Below are 20,835 nucleotides of genomic sequence, written 5' to 3'. Positions count from 1 at the left end.
ACGGGTTAACAATAATTGTAAAGTCTACTAGTGCATAACAGCCTGTGATATCATTAGTGACTCTTACATAAATGGTTTGTGGTGTTGCTGTATTAACATAAGCTGTTGGGTCTGCAATGGCATTAGTACCTGCATCTGCGTCATCTGCGTCTTCATAGTAGCTTGCTGATACATTGGCTTCGCCATTTAATAGCAACACTTCATTTTCTGTTAAATCAAAAGGTTCTACGCCATCTCCTGCATTATCAACATCACATAATTCTATGGCTGGTAAAACCAAAGTTGGTGTTGGGTTAGGTTGTACTCTTATCGTTAAGGTTACCATATCTGTACAGCCTGTATTGGTATCCGTCACCACAGCGTATAACGTTTGCGGATTGGCTTCTGCACCATCAACGCTGGTGTTGGTGTATTGGGTTGGGTCGGCTATTACGTTTGATTGCGCTTCTGCATCATCTTGAGTTTCATAATACGATACACTCCAACTACCATTGCCGCCTGTGATTTCATCATTCTTTATGGTTAAATCAAATACGGTTATTTCATCTGCAACCTCATCATCACAAACTTCTAAAGGAGTTGGCTGTACGGCTTCAGGAGGTAATTCTACACTAATTTGAAAAGTTCCTATATCGTAGCAATCATTAGTATCATTTTCTAATCTTACATAGATCGTTTGCGGATTTGAATTGTTAGTATAACTAGCGGTATTTGTAATAGGATTGTTCCCTGTTATAGCATCAGCTTCATTTGTATGATACGTTAGGGTTACATTTACCTGACTTCCAATAATTTCATCATCCTTAGAAGTTAAATCAAATTGTGCAAATCCATTACTGTCGCTATCACAAATTATATAATCAGATAATTCAGTTGAAACCTGTGGAATTTCTAAAACACGTATCAGTAATGTTTCTGAAGCGTTAAAACAACCTGTAATTGTATTTGTAACTCTAACAAACAGTATTTGCTCATTAATTACAATGTTTGTATAAGGACTTGCAAAAGCATTAACCCCTGAATTGGCTTCCTCTTGAGTTTCATGATAAGTAACTACAACATCCAATTCCCCTCCTATAATTTCTTGTGTTCTGTCTTCTAAATTAAAACTTGCAAAACCATCAGTATCATCATCACAAACTTCTAAATCTACAGGAGTAGTTGGAGAAGGAATAGGGTTAACACGCAATGTTAATAATGACGTGTTACTGCAACCGGTTTCACTATTAGTAGCCTTTACAAAAACCGTTTGAGGATTAGAAATATTTGTGTACGGACTAATAAGCGGGTTAGTACCAAAATCTAAATCGTTCTGAGTTTCATAAAACGTTAAAATAACACCTGTTTGGCCATTTAAAATCTCAGCATTTGCATCTTCTAAAATAAAGGCTTCTTGTTCGTCTCCAGGATTATTATAGTCACACAACTCCAAAGGGCTAGACTGTTCTAATACAGGAATAGGGTTAACAACCAAATCTAAAGTGGTTATCTTATAACAACCTGAATTATTGTCCTCTACTCTCACCCATAACTCTTGATTAAAAGCTGTACTATTAGTATAATTGGTTGTATTGGTAATTGCATTTGTAGCATCTTCTGCGTTAGTTTCATCTAAATAAAAAGATACAGTATACAAACTAGAATCTGTTAGATTCTGAAGAATTTCTGGTATTTTACTTGTTAAATCGAATTGAGCAAAACCGTCTGCAGAAATATCATCACATACCTCTAATGGTTCAACAGGCATATCTCCTAATTGCGGTGTAGGATTTACTATTAATTCTAAACTTACAATTGTATCACAATCTGTTGCAATTGTAGCACTCTCTACACGAACGTATATCGTTTGATTATCTTGAACAATATTATAATATGGACTAGCTATAGGATTAACATTATTATCTGCATCAGACATGGTCTCATGATAACTTACTGTTAATGTTGAATCGCCTCCTGTAATCTCATCGTCTCTGCTAGTTAAATCGAACTCTCCAAAACCATCACTATCTGGATCACAATACTCTAATGCAGATGGTTGATTAGCCACAGGTGCTTGTTGAACAATAAGCTCTAAAGTTGTATAACTAACACAACCAGTATTTATGTTTTCTACACGTACGTGTATAATTTGACCATTACTAGTATTAGTATAGAGAATAGGTAAAGCATCAGTACCAGACTCTGCATCGGCATAATCAAAATAGTAACTTACAGCATATTCTGGGTTACCTCCTGTAATTTCAGAATTTTTTATACTTAGATCCATCTCTGTTAAACCATCTGGTGTACCATCATCACAGACTTCTAGTGCCGTTGGATCTACAATGTTTGGTAAAGGGTTTGCTGTAAAACTTATAACTGTTGTGGTAGGGCAATCTCCATTTGTTAAATACTCAACCGTATATGTTTCACCTGGTACACCATCAGTTACTAGCCCTGTATTTACATCTATAACGGCACCGTCAGTAGGCACCGAACTAAACCCAAAAGTTCCGCCAGCCAAACCTGTTAATGTAGCTATCCCTCCATCACAAGTAGGTGCTATAGTAAAAGAGGAATTATCCTCTGGCAAAGTGGTAAAATCTTGAGTAACAGTCTCTGGACATGCGCCATTTGTAGTGTATTGTATAGTATAAGTACTATTAGGTAATGCATTACTTACAGTTCCGGTAGAACTATCAATTAATGCTCCATCTGTAGGTGTTGGACTAAATGAAAATGTTCCACCTGCTACTGTAGGTGTTGCTGTTGCGCCATTACAACTAGGTGTTAATGTAAAAGTGGCATCCTCCTCAGGAAAAACGGTTACATTTTGAAAACTAGATTGTGGACATGTACCACTTGTAGTGTATTGTATGGTATAAGTAGCTCCTGGAGTTCCATTTGTTACCTCTCCTGTTGTGGCGTCTATATTAGCGGCATCCGTTGGTATTGGATTAAAAGCAAAAACACCTCCTGTATCTCCCATAATAGTTACAGTACCTCCTTCACAATTTTCTAAAACTATAAAAGTTGGGTCATCACTATCTAATAAGGTAACACTCTCAGTTGTTAAAGAAGGACATAAATAATATTCAACAGTATATGTAGCCGACGGTGTTCCATTGGTAATTTCTCCAGTAATTGCATCTATTGTGGCACCGTCTGTAGGAACAGGATTAAAACTAAAAGTACCTCCCTCATCACCCGATATACTCGCTGTAGCGCTATCACAAGATGGCGTTAAAGTAAGAGAAGAATCTGTTGCACAAGCCTCTAATAATAAATCATCAAAAGCAAAATCATTACCTCCACCTCCTGTTACATTATTAAATATTTGAAACCTCACTGTAGAGCCTGTAGTAATAAAAAGGTCAGACGTCCAATACGTCCAACCCGATTGATTTGCATAAGGTATATCTCCAGTCCATGTTGAAATTATATTAGAATTCTCATCTACTATATTATAGGTCATATTACATTGTGCACCTCCATACCTTGTAGACATCCACATTGACACTCTAAGTGGAGTATCTTGGCAAACAACAAACTCCCTATCGTATAAAAGGCTGCCTGGCGGTACACCATTAATAATATTTAAATAGACACCGAAATTACTATTGTAGGCACCGTGACTATTAGGATAACCACTAGAATAAGAGTTAGATGTAACTATTGCAGGATCAAAATCACCATCTTCGTAATCATCAAATTCTAATTGTTCCCAAGTATTTGTGCAACTTAATTGAGCAATAACAAAATTTGAATAGAAAAAAAAGCATATAAAAATTAAGATATATAGTCTTGATTTCATAAATAATATATTTTTATAATAGACTTTTAAAGTCTTTTAAATGTAATCTTAGCTTTATTTGTTAAACAAAACTCTGTCTTATTAATGTGTGACTAAAGTTCACACAATTAATCACCTATTAACATATACCCAACTGACTTTTGTTCTAGATCCTCCTTCATATTTTGCCGAATAGAAATAAGTACCTACTGGTAGTTCTTTTCCATCATTGGTTTGTCCTTCCCATTCATCCGTATAATTGTTTTTAGAATAAACAAGAGTACCATAACGATTATATATTTTCAACTCTGTAACATCAAAACCTTCAAGATCAAAAGAATCATTTAACCCAATAGAAACTCCTGGTGATATACCTTGTGGAAACTTACATATATTAAGCTCTGCAACTGTAGCTGTAATAAAATCTGTACATCCAGTGTCATTAAATATTACTTCAGCTTCATATTCTCCCTCTTCTAATACAGACAAAATTAATTCGTTTTCATCTGCAATTACACTACCATCTTGATACCAAAAAATAGATACTTCAGTTGTAGAAAAATTTTCAGGAACTATTTCAATGTCTACTGGAACTGATGCATTTGGACAAATTTCATAGTCGTTACCGTTTAAAAAACTCAAATCAGGACTATCTAAAACTTCTAAATTAAATAATGCATCAGAGGTTACGCTATAACAATTACTATCGGTTACACTTTCTACTCTTACATAAATTTCTTCTAAATTAGAACTATTACTATATAATTCTGGTAAAGCCTCAACTCCTCCATCTGCATCTGCAAAACTAGAATGATAGGTTACAATATAATCTGATGATAGTTGGGTACCTAGTATTGATGCCGTTTGCGCACTTAAGTCAAAGTCATATACGCCATTATCAGTTTCATCATAACAAACTTGAATACCTGACACAGGGTTTATAATAGCCGTAGGATTGACTTCTAAAACAAAACTTGTATTTATTATTTCACCACATTGATCAACTATTTCAACGGTATAGGTGGTTGTGGTAGTTGGAGAAAATATTGGGTCAGCTATGCTTGGATCACTCACACCTTCTACAGGAGTCCATGAATAACTTGTTGCTCCATCATAAGACGCATCTATGTTGTTTATTGAAGATGATCCACTACACATTGATTGATCTTCTAATGAAAAAACTTCTTCAACGAAAGATATATATTTGAAACACAATTGCTGTAAATTGGTAGCACTACCTGTAGAACCTACAAAACCAAAATAGATCTGGGAAGTACCATTAAAAATGGTATTTACAAAATCTTGTGAATATGTAATACGTTCAGCACAATCAAAAAACACATTTATAGTCTGAGAACTCGCTTCCCACACAACCTTAACTTCGTGAAAAACCCCGTCTTCTATGTTATTTGAAACAGCAGAAGCTAGGATTGGGCCAGCTAAATTAGTTGGCAAATTATGGTCAACCTCTCCATCAGAAATTAATGCCATAAAATCACCACCAACAGGATCACCAACGGCACCATTTCTAAATGTATCAAATTCAATACCAATAGAATCATCTATACCTTCATAACCGAGACCATCTCCTGATTGCCCTAAATCTGGTGAAGAATCTGTTTTAAAAACCATAACTATACCATCTGCTCCCCATACATCATTACTTCCCATGTTAAGATCAAAAACAATCTCGAAATCCGAATTAAAATCGATTGGGTTTTGATACCAAACCGCTCCTGATTGATTCTGTTGTTGTTCCGTAATTCGATAACAATCTCCTCCTATTGAAACAGCATCACCTACAAACTCTGGAGCTAATTGTGCTAAACATAAATTAGCACTGAGCATAAATATTACTAAAAGGATAAAATTTTCTACCTTTCTATTTAAAAATTCTATAATCATATTATTATTTTTTAAACTTTCTCTTATAATTCCTAATTAGATAATCAACATTACTTAGTTATGTAACAAACATTAACCTATTTTTCCTACCTATTTAAAATATTTTAATACAGCGTTATTAAGCATTTATTCAACTAAATAGTGTTTTTATGTATATTAAAAATTAGCAACATACATACAGAAAACTAACTTATGTTTTAAAACCTAGTTTATATTTTGCCACTAAAAACTATTAAACAATATTGTACTATATTTCCCTCTATTCATAATAATTTTTAAGTGTTAATAATTTACTAAAATATTTAAGGAAGTGAATATAAAAAAATAACCTCTAACACTAGGCTATTCCCACACAAATAGACGAACGGTAAATTTACTCGACAAACACATGTCTTAAAACACAGAATTCAAGAATTCTTTGAAAGAAATTAAGCATTTTCAAAAAATGATTGAAGTAAAAAAAGTAAAACATCAAAAACACTGAAATATTCGTGATTTATTTAACATTCCACTTCATCTAAATGCATGTCAAAAAAGAATATTTCAAAAAACCATATTCTATCTAAGTTATGTCTTAAAATTTACCTCATTTCAACACTCTCCTTAATCATCAAATACTTATTTTTGTAATTCACAAAAATTTCATTCATGGAAATACTTCAGTTTATACATTCAAAATGGGCTTATTTAGCACTTTTAGTTTTAGTACTAGCCACATTTAATGCACTTATCAAATTTTTTGGCGATAAAGAATTTGATGCAAAGGATTTTAGAATTTCGCTATTTGCTTTAATAACAATGCATATTCAATTGCTAATTGGTATTATTCTGTTTTTCACTAAAGATTATTTTTCTACAATAGAACAAGTTGGTGGTATGGGAGAGCTAATGAAAAACTCTGCATTAAGGAATTTAGTTGTAGAACATCCGTTAACTATGATAATTGCAGTAACATTTGTAACTGTTGGTTACTCTAAACATAAAAAGAAATTAACATCTAAACCAAAATTTAAACTATTGGCTATTTTTTACACACTGGCTTTAGTCTTAGTATTAGCCAAAATACCTTGGAATCTTTGGTTCTAAAACATTAGATTAAAACCTAAAAAAAAGCGTTTAGACTTAAATCTAAACGCTTTTTTTAAAGTGAAAAACGAAAATATTAACCTTTCGTTTCTGTTTTTTCTAAAGTTTTTTCATTGTCTTTGGTAATTTCTTTTATTAGATAAATATACACTGGGAAGTGATCACTAAATCCATCTGTAAAACCACCATCTGCAAAACTTCTAAAAGGATAACCTTTATATCTTCCATGTTTGTTACTTAGGTAATGTTTATTAAAAATTCCGGATTTGTAATAACGAAACGACGAATAATCTTTTTCTAAGAATGGCTGTGTTATTAAAACCTGATCAAACAAACTCCAGGCATCTCTATAACCTGTAGTCCCTAAACCTTGTTTCTTAAATTGATTTTCAAACGGATTGTAAATTCCCTTTAATGGCACCTTGTCTTTCTTAGCTACCGTTTTTAAAGCCTTTTTAAAACTAGCGTTGGTTGGATCATCATTAAAATCTCCCATTGTTATAACCTTAGCATAAGGATCTATAGATTGCAATGAGTCAATAATTCGTTTATTTAGTTTAGCAGCGCCAACACGCTTAGAACGACTCCTTGCTTCACCACCACTTCGCGATGGCCAGTGATTAACAATAATGTGTATTAAATCACCTTCAAGTTCACCAGAAACCAATAATTGGTCTCTTGTATAAACACGTTTTCTAGTTAAATCATCATAAATTAACAACTCATGAGAACTCGTTTCAATAGGTCTAAAAAGTGCTTTTTGATAAAGAAGAGCTACATCAATTCCCCTTTTATCTGGCGATTCAAAATGAACAATACCATAATCTTTAGCCAATAATTGTGGGTCATTAACCAAATCCATTAAAACTTGTTTGTTTTCAATTTCCGATACACCAATAATAGCAGGCGAATTTTTTGTATCATCAGACCCGATATCTGCGACAACCCTTGCCATATTTCTCACTTTGTTTTTATAAACTTCACCTCTAAGAGATTCGTTCATCTCCATTATAGGACTTGCCTCATCATATTTTGTAGTGTCATTTATAGTATCAAACAGATTCTCTAAATTATAAAATGCTACAGTGTGAATTTTAAATTTCTTTTTCTCTTGGGCATTTAAACTAATAGCTGCGAGAACAAATATTATTAAAAATCCTAATTTTATACTTTTCATTTTAGTCATGTTATTTTAACATTAATTCCATTACAAATCTTAGGCCAAAAGTATATATTTATTATAAATAATGTAAGTTTGCAAGCCCTAAATAACTATTATTTAATCTACAAAGATTATTAACTTTAAATTTAAGTATGAAAAAAAGTTTATTTATTCTATTATTTGGAATTTTTTCTTCCTTCACAATGATGGCTCAGAATACCATTATTAAGGGTAGTGTAAAAGACGCGGTTTCATTAGAGCCCATTCCAGATGTTACAATAACTATTGAAGAAACTCAGCAATCTACTTTAACTGATGGTTTAGGAGAATTTATATTCTCTAGCAATGTACCATTAGGAGAGCAGGTTTTAAGAATTTCTAAATTGGGCTATGAAACAAAACGTTACCCAATTGTTGTAAATGAAGGCGGTACTGTAAACATTACAGATATGACTTTAGATATTGATGTAACCACTGATGCAGATTTGTTTACTATTACTTTATCTGATGATGAACTTAATGACGACACTAGTGGTGCAGATAATATTTCTGGATTACTATCTTCATCTTTAGACATATTTCAAAGAACAGCTGCTTTTGAGTTTAGCTCCTCGTTCTTTAAAGTAAGAGGTTTAGACTCTGAAAACGGTTCTGTTTTAATTAACGGAATTGAAATGAACAAGCTCTACAACGGAAGACCACAATGGAATAATTGGGGCGGACTAAACGATATGATGCGTAACCAAGAATTAACAAGTGGATTAACACCATCTGCTTATAATTTTGGTGGAATTTTAGGAACCTCTAATATTAATACTAGAGCATCTAGTTACAGAAAAGGCGGCCGTGTTACCTTTTCATCATCTAACAGAAGTTACACAAATAGAGCCATGGCTAGTTATGCTTCTGGTTTAACTGAAGATGGATGGTCTTTTGCTTTTATGATTGGTAGACGTTGGGGAGACGAAGGTTTTCAAGATGCTACTTTATACGATTCTAATTCGTTCTTTGCCTCTATAGAAAAGAAAATTAACGATAAGCACAGCATAAACTTTACATCTATTTACGCACCTAATAGAAGAGGAAAATCATCTCCAAACACACAAGAGGTCTACGATTTAAAAGGGATTAAATACAATGAATATTGGGGAAATCTAGATGGAGAACAACGAAACTCTCGTATAAAAGAGGTTGAAGAACCAATCTTTATGTTAAACCACTATTGGGATATTTCTAGCAAAACTAGAATAAATACTAATGTAGGCTATCAATTTGGTAAACAAGGAAACAGTAGATTAGATAACTCTGGCGGTGCAAACCCTAGTCCTGCATATTACCAAAAACTACCAAGCTACTTTTTATCAGATACTGATGGACCAGACTATTCAGGAGCTTACCAAGCTGAACAAGAATTCATTAATGATGGACAAATTGATTGGGAACGTATTATAGATGCTAATGTTACTAACAACATTAACGATATTAATGCAGCATACGCGTTGTATGAAGATAGAGTAGATGACACACAATTAACTGTAAATTCTATACTAACTACCGAAATCAATGAAAACATTATTATAAATGGATCTGTAAATTATAAAAACCTGAAATCTGAAAATTTTGGAGAGGTTATAGATATACTTGGATCCTCAGTAGGATTATTAAATGTAGATGCATTTGATGGTTTTCAATACGATAATCAAAACCCAGACAGATTAGTTAGTGAAGGTGACAAATACAGATACAATTATAATCTTTACGCAGATGTAATTTCTGGCTATGCTCAAGGACAATTTAAATATAATAAAGTAGATTTTTATCTTTCTGCTAATATTACAAATACAACATACCAAAGAGAAGGTTTATGGGAACATAGTAGATTTGATGGAACTCAAGGGCCAGAATCTTACGGTAAAGGTGAAGAGCTTTCATTTACTGGTGTAGGAACAAAAGCAGGGTTTACATATAAAATTTCTGGTAAGCATTTAATAGACGTTAATGGAGGTTACGTTACAAGAGCTCCGAACATTAGAAACACCTACTCTAATTCTAGAGAAAACCATAATATTGTAAGAAACATTACTGAAGAAAAAGCGACTTCTTTTGACGCTAGCTACATATTTAGATCACCAATTGTAAAAGGAAAAATCACAGGTTTTTACACTAAAATTGAAGATGCAAACGAAGTAGGTTTTTACTTTGCTGATGGTTTAAGTGGTGGTGATGATATTGAAGACAATGAAACCTCTGCCTTTGTACAAGAAGTTTTACAAGGTATAGACAAAAAACATATTGGTGTTGAATTAGGGATTGAAGCACAGGTTACACCAACAATTAAATTGAAAGGTGCAGCATCTATAGGACAGTACACTTATGACAACAACCCTAATTTATATTTAACATCAGCTAGTTTTGAATCTGAAGATGGTTCTATAGATTTTGGACAAGCTAATTTAAAAGATTACAAACTAGCAGGAGGACCTCAACGCGCTGCTTCAGTTGGTTTTGAATATAGAGACCCTGATTATTGGTGGTTTGGCGCAACTGCAAACTTCTTTTCTAATGCTTATATTGATGTAAATGCTTTAACTAGAACTGAAAACTTCTATTTAGATTCAGATGGTTTACCCATTAATGACTATGATGAAGAATTAGCTACTGAGTTATTAAAGCAAGAAAAAATTAGCGATTATATGGTTGTAAATTTAGTTGGTGGTAAATCTTGGAAAGTAGGTGATTACTACATTAGTTTATTTGCAAGCGTAGGTAACCTTTTAGATGAAGTCTATAAAACTGGCGGTTTTGAGCAAGGCAGAAATGCTAATTACAGAGAACTAAGAGATGACAATGCAAACGGAACACCTAAATTTGGACCTAAATATTGGTACGGTAGAGGAACAAATTATTTTGTAAACTTGAACTTAAGATTCTAGAAAAAGAAAAATTAAAATAAAAACATTACAATTATGAGATGTGAAACATTCATAAATTCAATAATTATAAAAAAAAATGTTATGAATAAAACAAGTAAATTCTTAAACTTAATAATGGTTTTAATAGCTTCTATAGCTATTACATCTTGTGTGCAAGATGATGACTACACAATACCTAGTAGCTTAGGTGATGAAGAGAATAGTGGATTAGAAGAAATTCTAACAGATTTAAGCTCTGGTGATTTAATAGAAATTTCTATTTCTGATTTAAAAGCACTTTACGAAGCATATGAATCTGGACAATCTGGTTTTGATTACGACCATTTTATTGAAATTAGCGATAATCTAGTTGTAAAAGGCTATGTTACTTCTTCGGACGCAACAGGAAATTTTTATAAAGAATTCTACATGCAAGATGCACCAGAAAATCCAACTGCAGCTTTAGGTGTTGTTTTAAACCAAGTTGATTCATATAACCAATTCAATTTTGGTCGTGAAGTTTACATTAAACTTTCTGGTATGTATGTTGGTTATAACGCTAACGAAATAATTACAGTTGGCGGAAAAACTGATGATGATGAAGTTGGTCAGTTTACAGCAAACCAAATTCCTACTCAGATTTTTAGATCTTCAACAACTGAAACTATTGTTCCTTTAGAAGTTAACTTGTCTTCTATAAGCGAATCTCATGTTGGTATGTTTGTAACATCTAACAATGTTCAATTTCCAGAAGATTTAGAGGGAAGTACATTTGGTGACCCAACAGAAGATTTTGATACACAAAGAACGCTTCAATCTTGTGAAGGTTTTGGTTATTCTTCTTTTCTATTAGAAACTAGTTCTTTTGCTAACTTTTACAACACACCTTTACCTACAGGAGGTGGCAGTATATCTGCAGTAGTATTAAAAACTTATGGTGGTGATAATCTTGTTTACTTATTAAATGATTTAAATGACATACAGCTTAATGACACCCGTTGTACTCCAGATAATATTGATGATTTCAATGTTGTTTTTAGCGAAGATTTCTCTGCTGGCCAAGGCGATTGGGAAGTTACAAATACTGTAGGAACAAGAGATTGGTATTCTGCTAGTTTTGATGGCGAAAACTACATGAGAGCTACCGCTTATTCATCTGGTGGAAATGACGATATGATTAGTTGGTTAATTTCTCCTACTATAGATTTTGATGCTCAAGATGACGAACAATTATTACTTCAAATTGCAGATGCATACAGTAATGGTCAACCATTAAAAGCATATTATTCTAATGATTACACAACAGGTGGGAATCCAAGCACTGCAACTTGGACAGAAATAGGAGCAACAGAAATTGAAGCTTTAGGAGAGAACACTGGATTCTACGATAACAACTATGAATCTACAGGTTTAATAGATTTATCAATGGTGACAGGAGATGCCGTTATAGCATTTGTTTATGATAGTGAAGGAGGTGATATTTCTACTACTATTGATTTAAGTGATGTTAAAATTTTAGCACAATAAATAAAATTTAGAAGAAATTAAAAAAGGCTATCTATTAAAATAGATAGCCTTTTTTTAGCTATTTAAATACAGATTAGTTGATATTACAAATATGAAATTATATTACTTTAAAATTAATTTATAATGCTAGACACATTCTACATCACCATATTTAATCTCTATAAGAAGCGCTTAGGCAAAAAAAGTATTAAAGTAGCATTGCTATATATTAACTTTCTATCACTATCTATAGTCTTTGCATTAGCGACCTTCTTATTAGCTTTTGCTAAACAAATGAAAATATTAATAATGTCTAACACTAAGTTTTATGTGTTAATGTTATTAGTTTCTCTATTTATAATATTTATGAATTGGATGCGCTATAACGGTAAAAAAAGAACTATTCTAAATGCGAAATCTAACCGAATCAATCTTTCTATTTATTTGTTGTGGTTATTGCCTTTAGGGTGTTTAGCAATTGCTGTAATATTATTTCAAGTTTAAAATATGTCGTTGATATAAAAGAAAAAAGCTACCCTTTTAGGTAGCTTTTTTTCTGATTTTCTTTACAAACTTTCTTTTTTACCTTAAGTTTAATATGATAATATTACTCTGTATCAAAGCTTTCTACTGCATGCATATCTTTCACTTTGTATGCATCTCCTACTTTACCAACGGCTTCTTCTAAAGATTTCGGCGTTACTTTAGCTTCATCATATTCTACCATTGCTAAACGTTTTTCAAAATCTACTTTTGCAGATTTTACACCTTCCATTTTAGCCATTTTCTTCTCAATGGTTTTTGCACAACCCATTGCACAAGTCATACCTTCAATACCAAATTCCACTTTAGCATAGGTAGCATTTGGATCTAAAGTTGTAGCAACGTCTTTAGACGTCACCTCAACATCTACAGTTTTAACTTCTGGCTGAGATTCGTTTTTACAAGATGTAAAAACTAAAGCCATTATTGCTATTAAACTTATTGATTTTAATGTATTCATTGATTTTAACTATTAATATTTTGGCTAAATCTAGTAAATATTGACGAATCTTGCAGAATAATTAACGAATTTTGTGATTAATAGAACGTTGACAACCATGCAGAACCCAAACATTAAGTGGATATATTTAATTGTGCTTTCTATTATTTGGGGAAGTTCATTTATACTCATTAAAAAGTCACTTCTAGGTTTAACGCCATATCAACTAGGAGCACTTAGAACCCTTATAACAGGGATTTTATTACTAACTTTTGGTTTCAACAAATTAAAAGCTATCCCAAAATCGAGATGGAAATGGTTATTACTATCTGCTCTTTTGGGTTCCTTTATACCTGCTTTTTTCTTTGCCATAGCAGAAACAGAAATAGATAGTGCTGTAACTTCTGTACTAAATTCTCTTGTACCTTTAAATACTATATTAATTGGTTTTGCGGTATTTAAAATAGCTTCTAATAGTAGACAGGTAATAGGTGTAATTATTGGTTTCATTGGTACTGTTATACTAATATTAAAAGGAGCCGAACTTAACCCAACCCAGAATTACTTTTATGCAGGCTACATAATAGCATCCACTTTTATGTACGCAGCTAATGTGAATATTATTAAACGTTACTTACAAGACGTGAAACCTTTAGCTATTGCCACAGGTAATTATATTTTTATTGTAATACCTACGCTAATTGTACTTTTATTTAGTGGTTTTTTTACGGTTGAGACTTTTGAAAATCCTGCGCTACCAGAAGCTATGATATACATTACTATTCTTGCTGTTTTTGGTACAGCATTGGCTAAAATATTATTCTTTAGATTAGTGCAAATATCAACACCAGTATTTGCTTCTTCTGTTACTTATATAATGCCTATTGTTGCTTTAATATGGGGCATTTTAGATGGAGAGTCTTTTAACATTATACAATTATTTGCCTCCTTACTTATACTTTTTGGTGTGTATTTAGCCAATAGAAAAAAAGCATAAAAAAACCGAAGCTTTCACTTCGGTTTTAATTCTAATATTATAGAGATAAATTAATTGAAATCTGCATCAGATACACCTTCATTAATTTTAGCTTCTAATAATTTAAAAACTACAAGTTGTCCCATTTGAGAACCTTCTCTTACACCAGGAAACTTAACACCACCAAACTCTTTATAATCTTTTAAGAATGTTTCTTGAGTTTGTGTTTGCCCTTGCATTGAAGTCGTTTGAACTTCTTTTACTTTTAAACCAGTTTCTACATCATAGAAATAAGTTAAAGATACAGCCTCACCAGGAAATTGAACCTTATACGCGTCTTTATCATCTACTTTTTCTATACCAGTAATTTTTGCTGTTTCAGAATTTAATAAATTCAATTCTGTAAATAATCCTCCTAATGGCTTCATATCGTTTGCCATATTTGGTGGTAATGGATTCTTATTCATTGTAACGGTTTCTTGTGTCGTTAAAACAGTCATCATTGGGTTTCCGTTCATTGAGATAGTTTGTACCAATTTACCTTTCATTCTTTTCTCTTCACTAATAACAGCATTACCTTGTACACTCGCTTCATATTGTAATAAAATTGAAGTTAAAGCTTCTATCTTATCTTTTCCACCTACAGCATCAAGATATTTATTGAGTACAGAATTTACGTTTATACCTTCTGGTAACTTTACTTCAAATTTAGGTTTTTCAGCTTTATTAGCGTATTTATCAAAATACATAATAGGAATCCCTGTTTTCTCTAAATTCTCTAATACTTCAGCGCCATTACCTACTACAATAATTCTTAAATTATCTGCTTTAAAATATTTGTTTGCAACACGCTTAATATCTTCTACTGTAACATCTTTTATTTTTTGCAAATACGTAGAATAGAAATCTTCTGGTAAATTGTTTAACTCAATGTTTAAAGCATAATTAGCGATAGTTTGCGGACGCTCTAAAGCCATAACAAAATTACCTATATACTTCTGCTTAGCGTCTTCTAATAACTGGGCATCTACAGGTTCTGTTCTAATTCTTTTAATTTCTTTTAATGTTTCTACAATAGCACTATCGGTTACTTCATTTCTAACCTTTGCTGTTGCATTAAATCTAGAAGCTCCATATCTATCTGTACCTAATCTAGAATAGGCTCCATAGGTGTAGGCTTTATCTTCTCTTAAGTTTTTAAATAAGTAACCTTCACCACCACCACCTAAGATGTTATTTGTTATTAAAGCAGCGTGATAATCTGGATCATTCATCTTTAAATTAACATTGTTGGTAACAGAAAGGTTAGATTGAGTTGCGTCTGGCACATCAATAAAATTAATCTGTGTGTATTGCACATTTGGGTTTGGTTGAGGTACAGATGAATTTATATCTACAGACTTGGTCCAATCATTAAAGTATTTTTTAACTTGCTTTTTTACATCTTTAAACTCAACATCACCAATTACTACTAAATACGCATTATTAGGATTAAAATATTTTTCATAAAAAGCAACTGCATCTCCAAAAGAAACATTGTTTATTGTTTCTTCGGTTACAAATTCTCCATAAGGGTGTTTTGTTCCATAAGATAAAGCTGAGCCAACTCTACTAGCAATTGCATCTGCACTTTTTGCATCTGCTTTTAAGCCTTCTAACAATTTTTCTTTTTCTTTTTTAAATTCTTCTTCAACTAATAAAGGGTTTATAGCTGCATCAGATAACAATTCTAAAATTCTATCAGAATACTTTGTTAATGAACTTGCAAAACCTCCAGTAAATCCAAAGTTTAAGTTGGCACCTAAAAAATCTACTTCTTCATTAAATTTATCTTTAGAAATTGAAGTTGTTCCGTTTCCTAGCATACTTCCTAATAAGCTTTCTACACCAGCCTTATCACCAGTTGCTATTGGTTTATTGTCTATTCTTAGAGAATAAGAAACCCTTGGTAATTTATGGTTTTCTACAACTAAAACTTTTAAACCATTTTTTAATTCGAATTCCTGAGGTTTTTCAATTGAAATCTCTGGTTCAGGACCAGCCTTTGGTGGTTGAGACCTGTCTATTTGTGCAGTTGCACTTATAGTTATAACAAATAATGCGAAAAACGCTACTATTTTATTTTTCATGTTAAATACTGTTTTTATGTGTTTGTATCTATTATCTTATATGAACACATGCTGTACACTATTATACCTACAGTTAGGTAATAATGCTTTAAACATGCTCGTTTCATATTATTGATCTTCTGTTTTTGGTAAGTATTGAATTTCTACTCTTTGATTAGGGCTTAAATACTTTTTAGCCACTGATTGTATTTCTTCTCTTGTTATTGATCTATAAATATCTAACTGATTATTTATAATGTTTACATCACCATACAATAAATAATATGTTGCTAAAGAACCTGCTATACCAGCTACACTAGAATTAGAATTAACAAAATCATTTTCAAATTGATTTAATAGCTTTTCGTAATCACGCTCGCTTATTAAATTATTTTGCATTTTAAGGATTTCTTCATCCATATCTGCCAACAAGGTTTCTAAGCTAACATCTCCTAATGGTAAGGCAAATAATGCAAATATGTTATAATCTACTTGGCCTAAGTTTACAGCCTGTACTGTTAATGCTTCCTTTTTCTCGTCAATTAATTTTTTATACAACACAGAACTTTTTCCTCCGCTTAAATAACTTGAAATCATATCTAATACGTATGCTTCTCTAGTAGATTGACCTGGTAATCTGTACGCAGCAATAATGGCCGGAATTTGTATATTTTTATCGTAAGCAATTGCTTTTTTAGTTTCTGTTATTGGTGTTTCTGAAGGGAAATCACGCACAACCTCAGGACCTTTTTTTACAGCACTAAAATAATCAGTAACCATAGTCTTAGTCTTAGAATAATCAATATCACCTGCTACAACTAAAACCGCGTTATTTGGTACATAATACTTATCAAAAAAGGCATTAAACTCTTCTAAGGTTGCAGCATCTAAATGCTCCATTAAACCAATATTTTCGTCTTTATATGGATGTACATCAAACAGGTTTTCGCCAATAGTCTTTAAAAGTCCTCCGTAAGGTCTATTATCATAAGACTGACGTTTTTCCTCTTTTACAACTTCATTTTGCGTATCTACACCTACTTGATCAATCACTGGGTGTAACATACGTTCTGACTCTAACCACAACCCTAATTCTAATTTGTTAGATGGAAAAATTTCGTAATAATATGTTCTATCTTGAGAGGTATTAGCATTAAATGTACCTCCATTAGCAGGAATAATTTTCATAAATTCACCACGAGCAATGTTTTCAGACCCTTCAAATAAAAGGTGTTCAAAAAAGTGAGCAAAACCTGTACGCTCTCTACTACCATCTTTTCCTCCTACATCATACATAACAGATGTTATTACAACTGGAGCTGTATTATCTTTGTGCATAATAACATGCAAGCCATTGTCTAAATCAAATTCTTCAAATTCAACTTTTTGTGCTATTGCCTGATGGCTAATAAACAACAAAGAAGCCAAAGCCATAAAATAGTTTTTCATTGTAGTTTTGTTTAAATTATATTGTTTTAAGTGTTTGTCTTTGCTAGAAGATATTTGTTACACCTAGCCCTACAAAAATAAACAATGATTATCTGTTTTAAGAGATTTTGAAAGGAAAACACTCTAAATTAAGATTGTAGTGCTACTTAATATTTTAAAAGATTACATAATTTGAAGTAAAAAGTACTGTAAAACCCTTAAAACGTTTGTATATTAAGAATATAGGAGTATATTTGCATCCGCTTTCTGAGAAGAAAGTATTTTTTGATATAAACAAATTAATAAAAACGTTACGCTATGTACGCAATTGTAGAGATAGCAGGGCAGCAATTTAAAGTTGCAAAAGACCAAAAAGTTTTTGTTCACCGTTTAGCAACAGAAGAAGGTAAGAAAGTAGATTTCGATAACGTTCTTTTAATTGGCGATGGTAACAATGTAACTGTTGGCGCCCCAGCTATAGACGGAGCACAAGTAAGTGCTAAAGTCTTAAAGCACCTTAAAGGTGATAAAGTAATAGTCTTTAAAAAGAAAAGACGTAAAGGTTACCGTGTAAAAAACGGACACAGACAATCTTTAACTGAAATCGTAATTGAAAGTATTACTACTTCTGGAGCTAAAAAAGCGGCTCCTAAAAAAGAAACTAAGAAAGCTGAACCTAAAGTAGAAGCGAAAGCTGCTGCTCCAAAAGCTAAAAAAGCAACAGGTAAAGCAGATGATTTAAAGAAAGTTGAAGGTATTGGACCTAAAATTGCATCTACGTTAGTAGAAGCTGGCATCACTACTTTTGCTGATTTAGCTAAAGCTACACCAGAAGCAATTTCTGAAATCATTGCAGGAGTTCGTGGTAATCACGTAACAGATACATGGCCAGCACAAGCTCAATTAGCTGCTGATGGTAAGTGGGACGAGCTTAAAAAATGGCAAGACGAATTAGATGGTGGTAAAGCATAATTGCTAAATCGCTTAAGTATAACAATATAAAACCTTAAGATCATGGCTCATAAAAAAGGAGTTGGTAGTTCTAAAAATGGTAGAGAATCAGAATCGAAACGTTTAGGCGTTAAGATATTTGGTGGACAAGCTGCTATTGCTGGAAACATTATCATAAGACAACGTGGTAACACACACCATCCTGGTGAAAACGTTTACCAAGGAAAAGATCACACTTTACATGCTAAAGTTGACGGTCTAGTAAAATTTACTAAGAAAAAAGACAACAAGTCTTACGTTTCTATAGAGCCTTTTGAGGCTTAAGAAATATAATTTCTTAACAAATATAAAAGCACCTATTTTTTAGGTGCTTTTTTGTGTTTAATAACAATATGATTATAAAAAAAGTATATTAGATTAACATACGCTCGCTTAATTTGTTAATTCACCCAATTAAGCACCACATTTGTTAAGAATAAAATCCTTTCTATTTGTTTTCTTCACTTTTATAGCACTGAGTTATGCCCAAGATTCTCTTCCTATAAATGATAAACTTTATCAATTAAAGAGTCAATTAGAAATAGCTAAAAAATCTAAAGACTCCACTAAAATTGCAATCACTTATATTAAGCTTGGTAATTTTTTTCAACAATTAGGCTTATATAGCGAAGCCATTAAAAACTATCAATCCTTCCAGAAATCTTATATTAAAAAAGATACATGCATTATTTATGTTAAAAATGCATTAGCAAATATTCATTTAGATTTAAAAAAGTATGAAGAAGCTAAAAGACATACTTTAGAAAGTCTAGAAATTTCAAATGAGCTTAACTATAGCAAAGGTAAAGCAAATGTTTATGCACTTTTAGGGAGTATAGCCGAAAAACAGAAGGATTATAAATTAGCCCTAATGCATCAAAACAAGAGTTTATCTATTTTTAAAGCTTTAAAAGATAGTACAGGCCTTGCCATTTCTAATGAAAACATTGGCAGCATTTATGAAGATTTAGAACATTACGAAAAAGCGAAATCTTATTTTAAAAAAGCACAACATTTTTCTCATTATTGTAGTTCTGATATTCGTATTAATATCATCAACAATTTAGGAGACGTCCACAGAAAAACAGGGAATTTTGAAAAGGCGATTAGTTATACAAATAAAGCATTAAAACTTTCAAAAACCACCAAAAATGAATCACAACTAGAAAGTGCTCTTAAAGATTTGTCTAGAACTTATGCAGAATTAAAAGATTATAAACGTGCCTATGAATATCTCAACAATCAAAGCATTGTTAATGAACAAGAACTAAAAAGAAAAAATATTGAAGTAGTAAGTACAATGGAAGTACTTTATGAAGTTAATAAGAAAGAAGCTCAACTACAATTATTACATAAACAAAATCAAATAAATAAGGTACGGCAATACATCTTCTTAGTTTGTACACTATTTATAATTTTAGCGTTAACGCTAGCCTTTATGTATTGGAAAAAGAGAAGAAAACACGAAAACCGAATTTTACAATATAAACAACAACTGCTTCAGGTTGATTTAGATAAAAAGACTGCTGAGGAAAGTGCCTTAAAAAAAGAAATAGAAACTAAAGTTTCATCACTAACCAATTACAGTTTAAATATTGCCCATAAAAACAAATTATTATCTGATGTTTCTAAAACCCTTTATAAACTTAAAGATAGAAATGTGGCCCTCATTAAATCAAAATTAAAGGAAATCATTAAAGAGATTGATAATGATTTAGAAAACCATAATGAATGGACTGAACTTATGGGTTATTTTGATCAAATTCATCCAGAATTCTTTTACAACATCAAGCAAATTACCTCAGCAAAGTTGTCATCATCAGAAATACGATTAGCAATGCTACTTCGGCTAAATTTATCTTCAAAAGAAATCGCAAACATACTACATATTACACCAGACAGCGTGAGAATAGCTAGATATCGACTCAGAAAAAAATTACCTATTGATTCTAAAGAGGATCTACAGGCCTTTCTTCAAAATTTATAATACATATTTCCTATTTGTGTT

At 32.1% G+C, this 20,835-nt stretch carries 13 protein-coding genes and 1 pseudogene; 8 read left to right on the top strand and 6 right to left on the bottom strand.

The features are described from left to right. Both GN138_RS15570 and GN138_RS15565 read right to left on the bottom strand, forming a co-directional pair. Positions 1 to 3,793 (bottom strand): annotated as a pseudogene (locus GN138_RS15570) (hypothetical protein); the annotation flags it as partial. 111 nt (positions 3,794 to 3,904) lie between these two features. After that, positions 3,905 to 5,677 carry a lectin-like domain-containing protein gene (locus GN138_RS15565; RefSeq protein ID WP_157364921.1) on the bottom strand — a complete coding sequence of 591 codons (1,773 nt, stop codon included), beginning with the start codon at positions 5,675 to 5,677 and terminating at the stop codon, positions 3,905 to 3,907. 648 nt (positions 5,678 to 6,325) lie between these two features. Between GN138_RS15565 and GN138_RS15560 the strand changes: the two genes are divergently transcribed. Beyond that, positions 6,326 to 6,763 (top strand): hypothetical protein, encoded by a 438-nt coding sequence (locus GN138_RS15560; protein ID WP_157364920.1) that lies wholly within the window; start codon positions 6,326 to 6,328, stop codon positions 6,761 to 6,763. 76 nt (positions 6,764 to 6,839) lie between these two features. On the opposite strand, the gene GN138_RS15555 is transcribed toward GN138_RS15560, so the two are convergent. Continuing rightward, the gene (locus GN138_RS15555; RefSeq protein ID WP_157364919.1) at positions 6,840 to 7,940 is read right to left on the bottom strand and encodes an endonuclease/exonuclease/phosphatase family protein; all 1,101 of its coding nucleotides are present in this window, start codon (positions 7,938 to 7,940) and stop codon (positions 6,840 to 6,842) included. A 137-nt stretch (positions 7,941 to 8,077) separates the two neighbouring features. Here GN138_RS15555 and GN138_RS15550 point away from each other — a divergent pair, with 137 nt between their 5' ends. The 3 genes from GN138_RS15550 to GN138_RS15540 all read left to right on the top strand — a co-directional run bounded on the left by GN138_RS15550 (position 8,078) and on the right by GN138_RS15540 (position 12,847). Next, on the top strand, positions 8,078 to 10,858 hold the full coding sequence (locus GN138_RS15550) for a TonB-dependent receptor (protein ID WP_157364918.1): 2,781 nt from the start codon (positions 8,078 to 8,080) through the stop codon (positions 10,856 to 10,858). 81 nt (positions 10,859 to 10,939) lie between these two features. Next, the gene (locus GN138_RS15545; RefSeq protein ID WP_157364917.1) at positions 10,940 to 12,364 is read left to right on the top strand and encodes a DUF5689 domain-containing protein; all 1,425 of its coding nucleotides are present in this window, start codon (positions 10,940 to 10,942) and stop codon (positions 12,362 to 12,364) included. 123 nt (positions 12,365 to 12,487) lie between these two features. Then, positions 12,488 to 12,847: a hypothetical protein gene (locus GN138_RS15540; protein WP_157364916.1), complete on the top strand. Its 360-nt coding sequence runs from the start codon at positions 12,488 to 12,490 to the stop codon at positions 12,845 to 12,847. Between the two features lie 103 nt (positions 12,848 to 12,950). Here GN138_RS15540 and GN138_RS15535 read toward each other — a convergent pair whose 3' ends face one another. Then, the gene (locus GN138_RS15535; protein ID WP_157364915.1) at positions 12,951 to 13,346 is read right to left on the bottom strand and encodes a heavy-metal-associated domain-containing protein; all 396 of its coding nucleotides are present in this window, start codon (positions 13,344 to 13,346) and stop codon (positions 12,951 to 12,953) included. A gap of 97 nt (positions 13,347 to 13,443) precedes the next feature. On the opposite strand from GN138_RS15535, the gene GN138_RS15530 reads away from it, so the two are divergent. Beyond that, the gene (locus GN138_RS15530; RefSeq protein WP_157364914.1) at positions 13,444 to 14,322 is read left to right on the top strand and encodes a DMT family transporter; all 879 of its coding nucleotides are present in this window, start codon (positions 13,444 to 13,446) and stop codon (positions 14,320 to 14,322) included. A 50-nt stretch (positions 14,323 to 14,372) separates the two neighbouring features. Here the strand turns inward: GN138_RS15530 and GN138_RS15525 are convergent, their stop codons facing one another. After that, the gene (locus GN138_RS15525; protein WP_157364913.1) at positions 14,373 to 16,430 is read right to left on the bottom strand and encodes a M16 family metallopeptidase; all 2,058 of its coding nucleotides are present in this window, start codon (positions 16,428 to 16,430) and stop codon (positions 14,373 to 14,375) included. Between the two features lie 108 nt (positions 16,431 to 16,538). Beyond that, positions 16,539 to 17,858: a M16 family metallopeptidase gene (locus GN138_RS15520; protein WP_157364912.1), complete on the bottom strand. Its 1,320-nt coding sequence runs from the start codon at positions 17,856 to 17,858 to the stop codon at positions 16,539 to 16,541. 297 nt (positions 17,859 to 18,155) lie between these two features. Here GN138_RS15520 and rplU point away from each other — a divergent pair, with 297 nt between their 5' ends. The 3 genes from rplU to GN138_RS15505 all read left to right on the top strand — a co-directional run bounded on the left by rplU (position 18,156) and on the right by GN138_RS15505 (position 20,814). Beyond that, positions 18,156 to 18,809, top strand: coding sequence for a 50S ribosomal protein L21 (rplU, locus tag GN138_RS15515; RefSeq protein ID WP_157364911.1), 654 nt, complete (start codon positions 18,156 to 18,158; stop codon positions 18,807 to 18,809). A gap of 42 nt (positions 18,810 to 18,851) precedes the next feature. Then, positions 18,852 to 19,112 (top strand): 50S ribosomal protein L27, encoded by a 261-nt coding sequence (gene rpmA / locus GN138_RS15510; RefSeq protein WP_013869859.1) that lies wholly within the window; start codon positions 18,852 to 18,854, stop codon positions 19,110 to 19,112. A gap of 142 nt (positions 19,113 to 19,254) precedes the next feature. Then, entirely contained in the window at positions 19,255 to 20,814 is a 1,560-nt protein-coding gene (locus GN138_RS15505; RefSeq protein WP_157364910.1) for a tetratricopeptide repeat protein, read from the top strand. The last annotated feature ends 21 nt before the right edge of the window (positions 20,815 to 20,835 follow it).

It is taken from the genome of Winogradskyella endarachnes (assembly GCF_009741275.1).
GTDB classification, from domain to species: Bacteria; Bacteroidota; Bacteroidia; order Flavobacteriales; family Flavobacteriaceae; genus Winogradskyella; species Winogradskyella endarachnes.
Note: the sequence above shows the minus strand (reverse complement) of the source record. Positions and strands in the feature narration are given on the sequence as shown.

What these genes read in the sequence shown, in the direction of transcription:
- GN138_RS15530 (WP_157364914.1), top strand. Translation starts at nt 13,444, where the DNA reads ATGCAGAACCCAAACATTAAGTGGATATATTTAATTGTGCTTTCTATT.
- GN138_RS15560 (WP_157364920.1), top strand. Translation starts at nt 6,326, where the DNA reads ATGGAAATACTTCAGTTTATACATTCAAAATGGGCTTATTTAGCACTT.
- GN138_RS15520 (WP_157364912.1), bottom strand. Translation starts at nt 17,858, where the DNA reads ATGAAAAACTATTTTATGGCTTTGGCTTCTTTGTTGTTTATTAGCCAT.
- GN138_RS15525 (WP_157364913.1), bottom strand. Translation starts at nt 16,430, where the DNA reads ATGAAAAATAAAATAGTAGCGTTTTTCGCATTATTTGTTATAACTATA.
- GN138_RS15555 (WP_157364919.1), bottom strand. Translation starts at nt 7,940, where the DNA reads ATGAAAAGTATAAAATTAGGATTTTTAATAATATTTGTTCTCGCAGCT.
- rplU (WP_157364911.1), top strand. Translation starts at nt 18,156, where the DNA reads ATGTACGCAATTGTAGAGATAGCAGGGCAGCAATTTAAAGTTGCAAAA.
- GN138_RS15550 (WP_157364918.1), top strand. Translation starts at nt 8,078, where the DNA reads ATGAAAAAAAGTTTATTTATTCTATTATTTGGAATTTTTTCTTCCTTC.
- GN138_RS15535 (WP_157364915.1), bottom strand. Translation starts at nt 13,346, where the DNA reads ATGAATACATTAAAATCAATAAGTTTAATAGCAATAATGGCTTTAGTT.
- rpmA (WP_013869859.1), top strand. Translation starts at nt 18,852, where the DNA reads ATGGCTCATAAAAAAGGAGTTGGTAGTTCTAAAAATGGTAGAGAATCA.
- GN138_RS15540 (WP_157364916.1), top strand. Translation starts at nt 12,488, where the DNA reads ATGCTAGACACATTCTACATCACCATATTTAATCTCTATAAGAAGCGC.
- GN138_RS15565 (WP_157364921.1), bottom strand. Translation starts at nt 5,677, where the DNA reads ATGATTATAGAATTTTTAAATAGAAAGGTAGAAAATTTTATCCTTTTA.
- GN138_RS15545 (WP_157364917.1), top strand. Translation starts at nt 10,940, where the DNA reads ATGAATAAAACAAGTAAATTCTTAAACTTAATAATGGTTTTAATAGCT.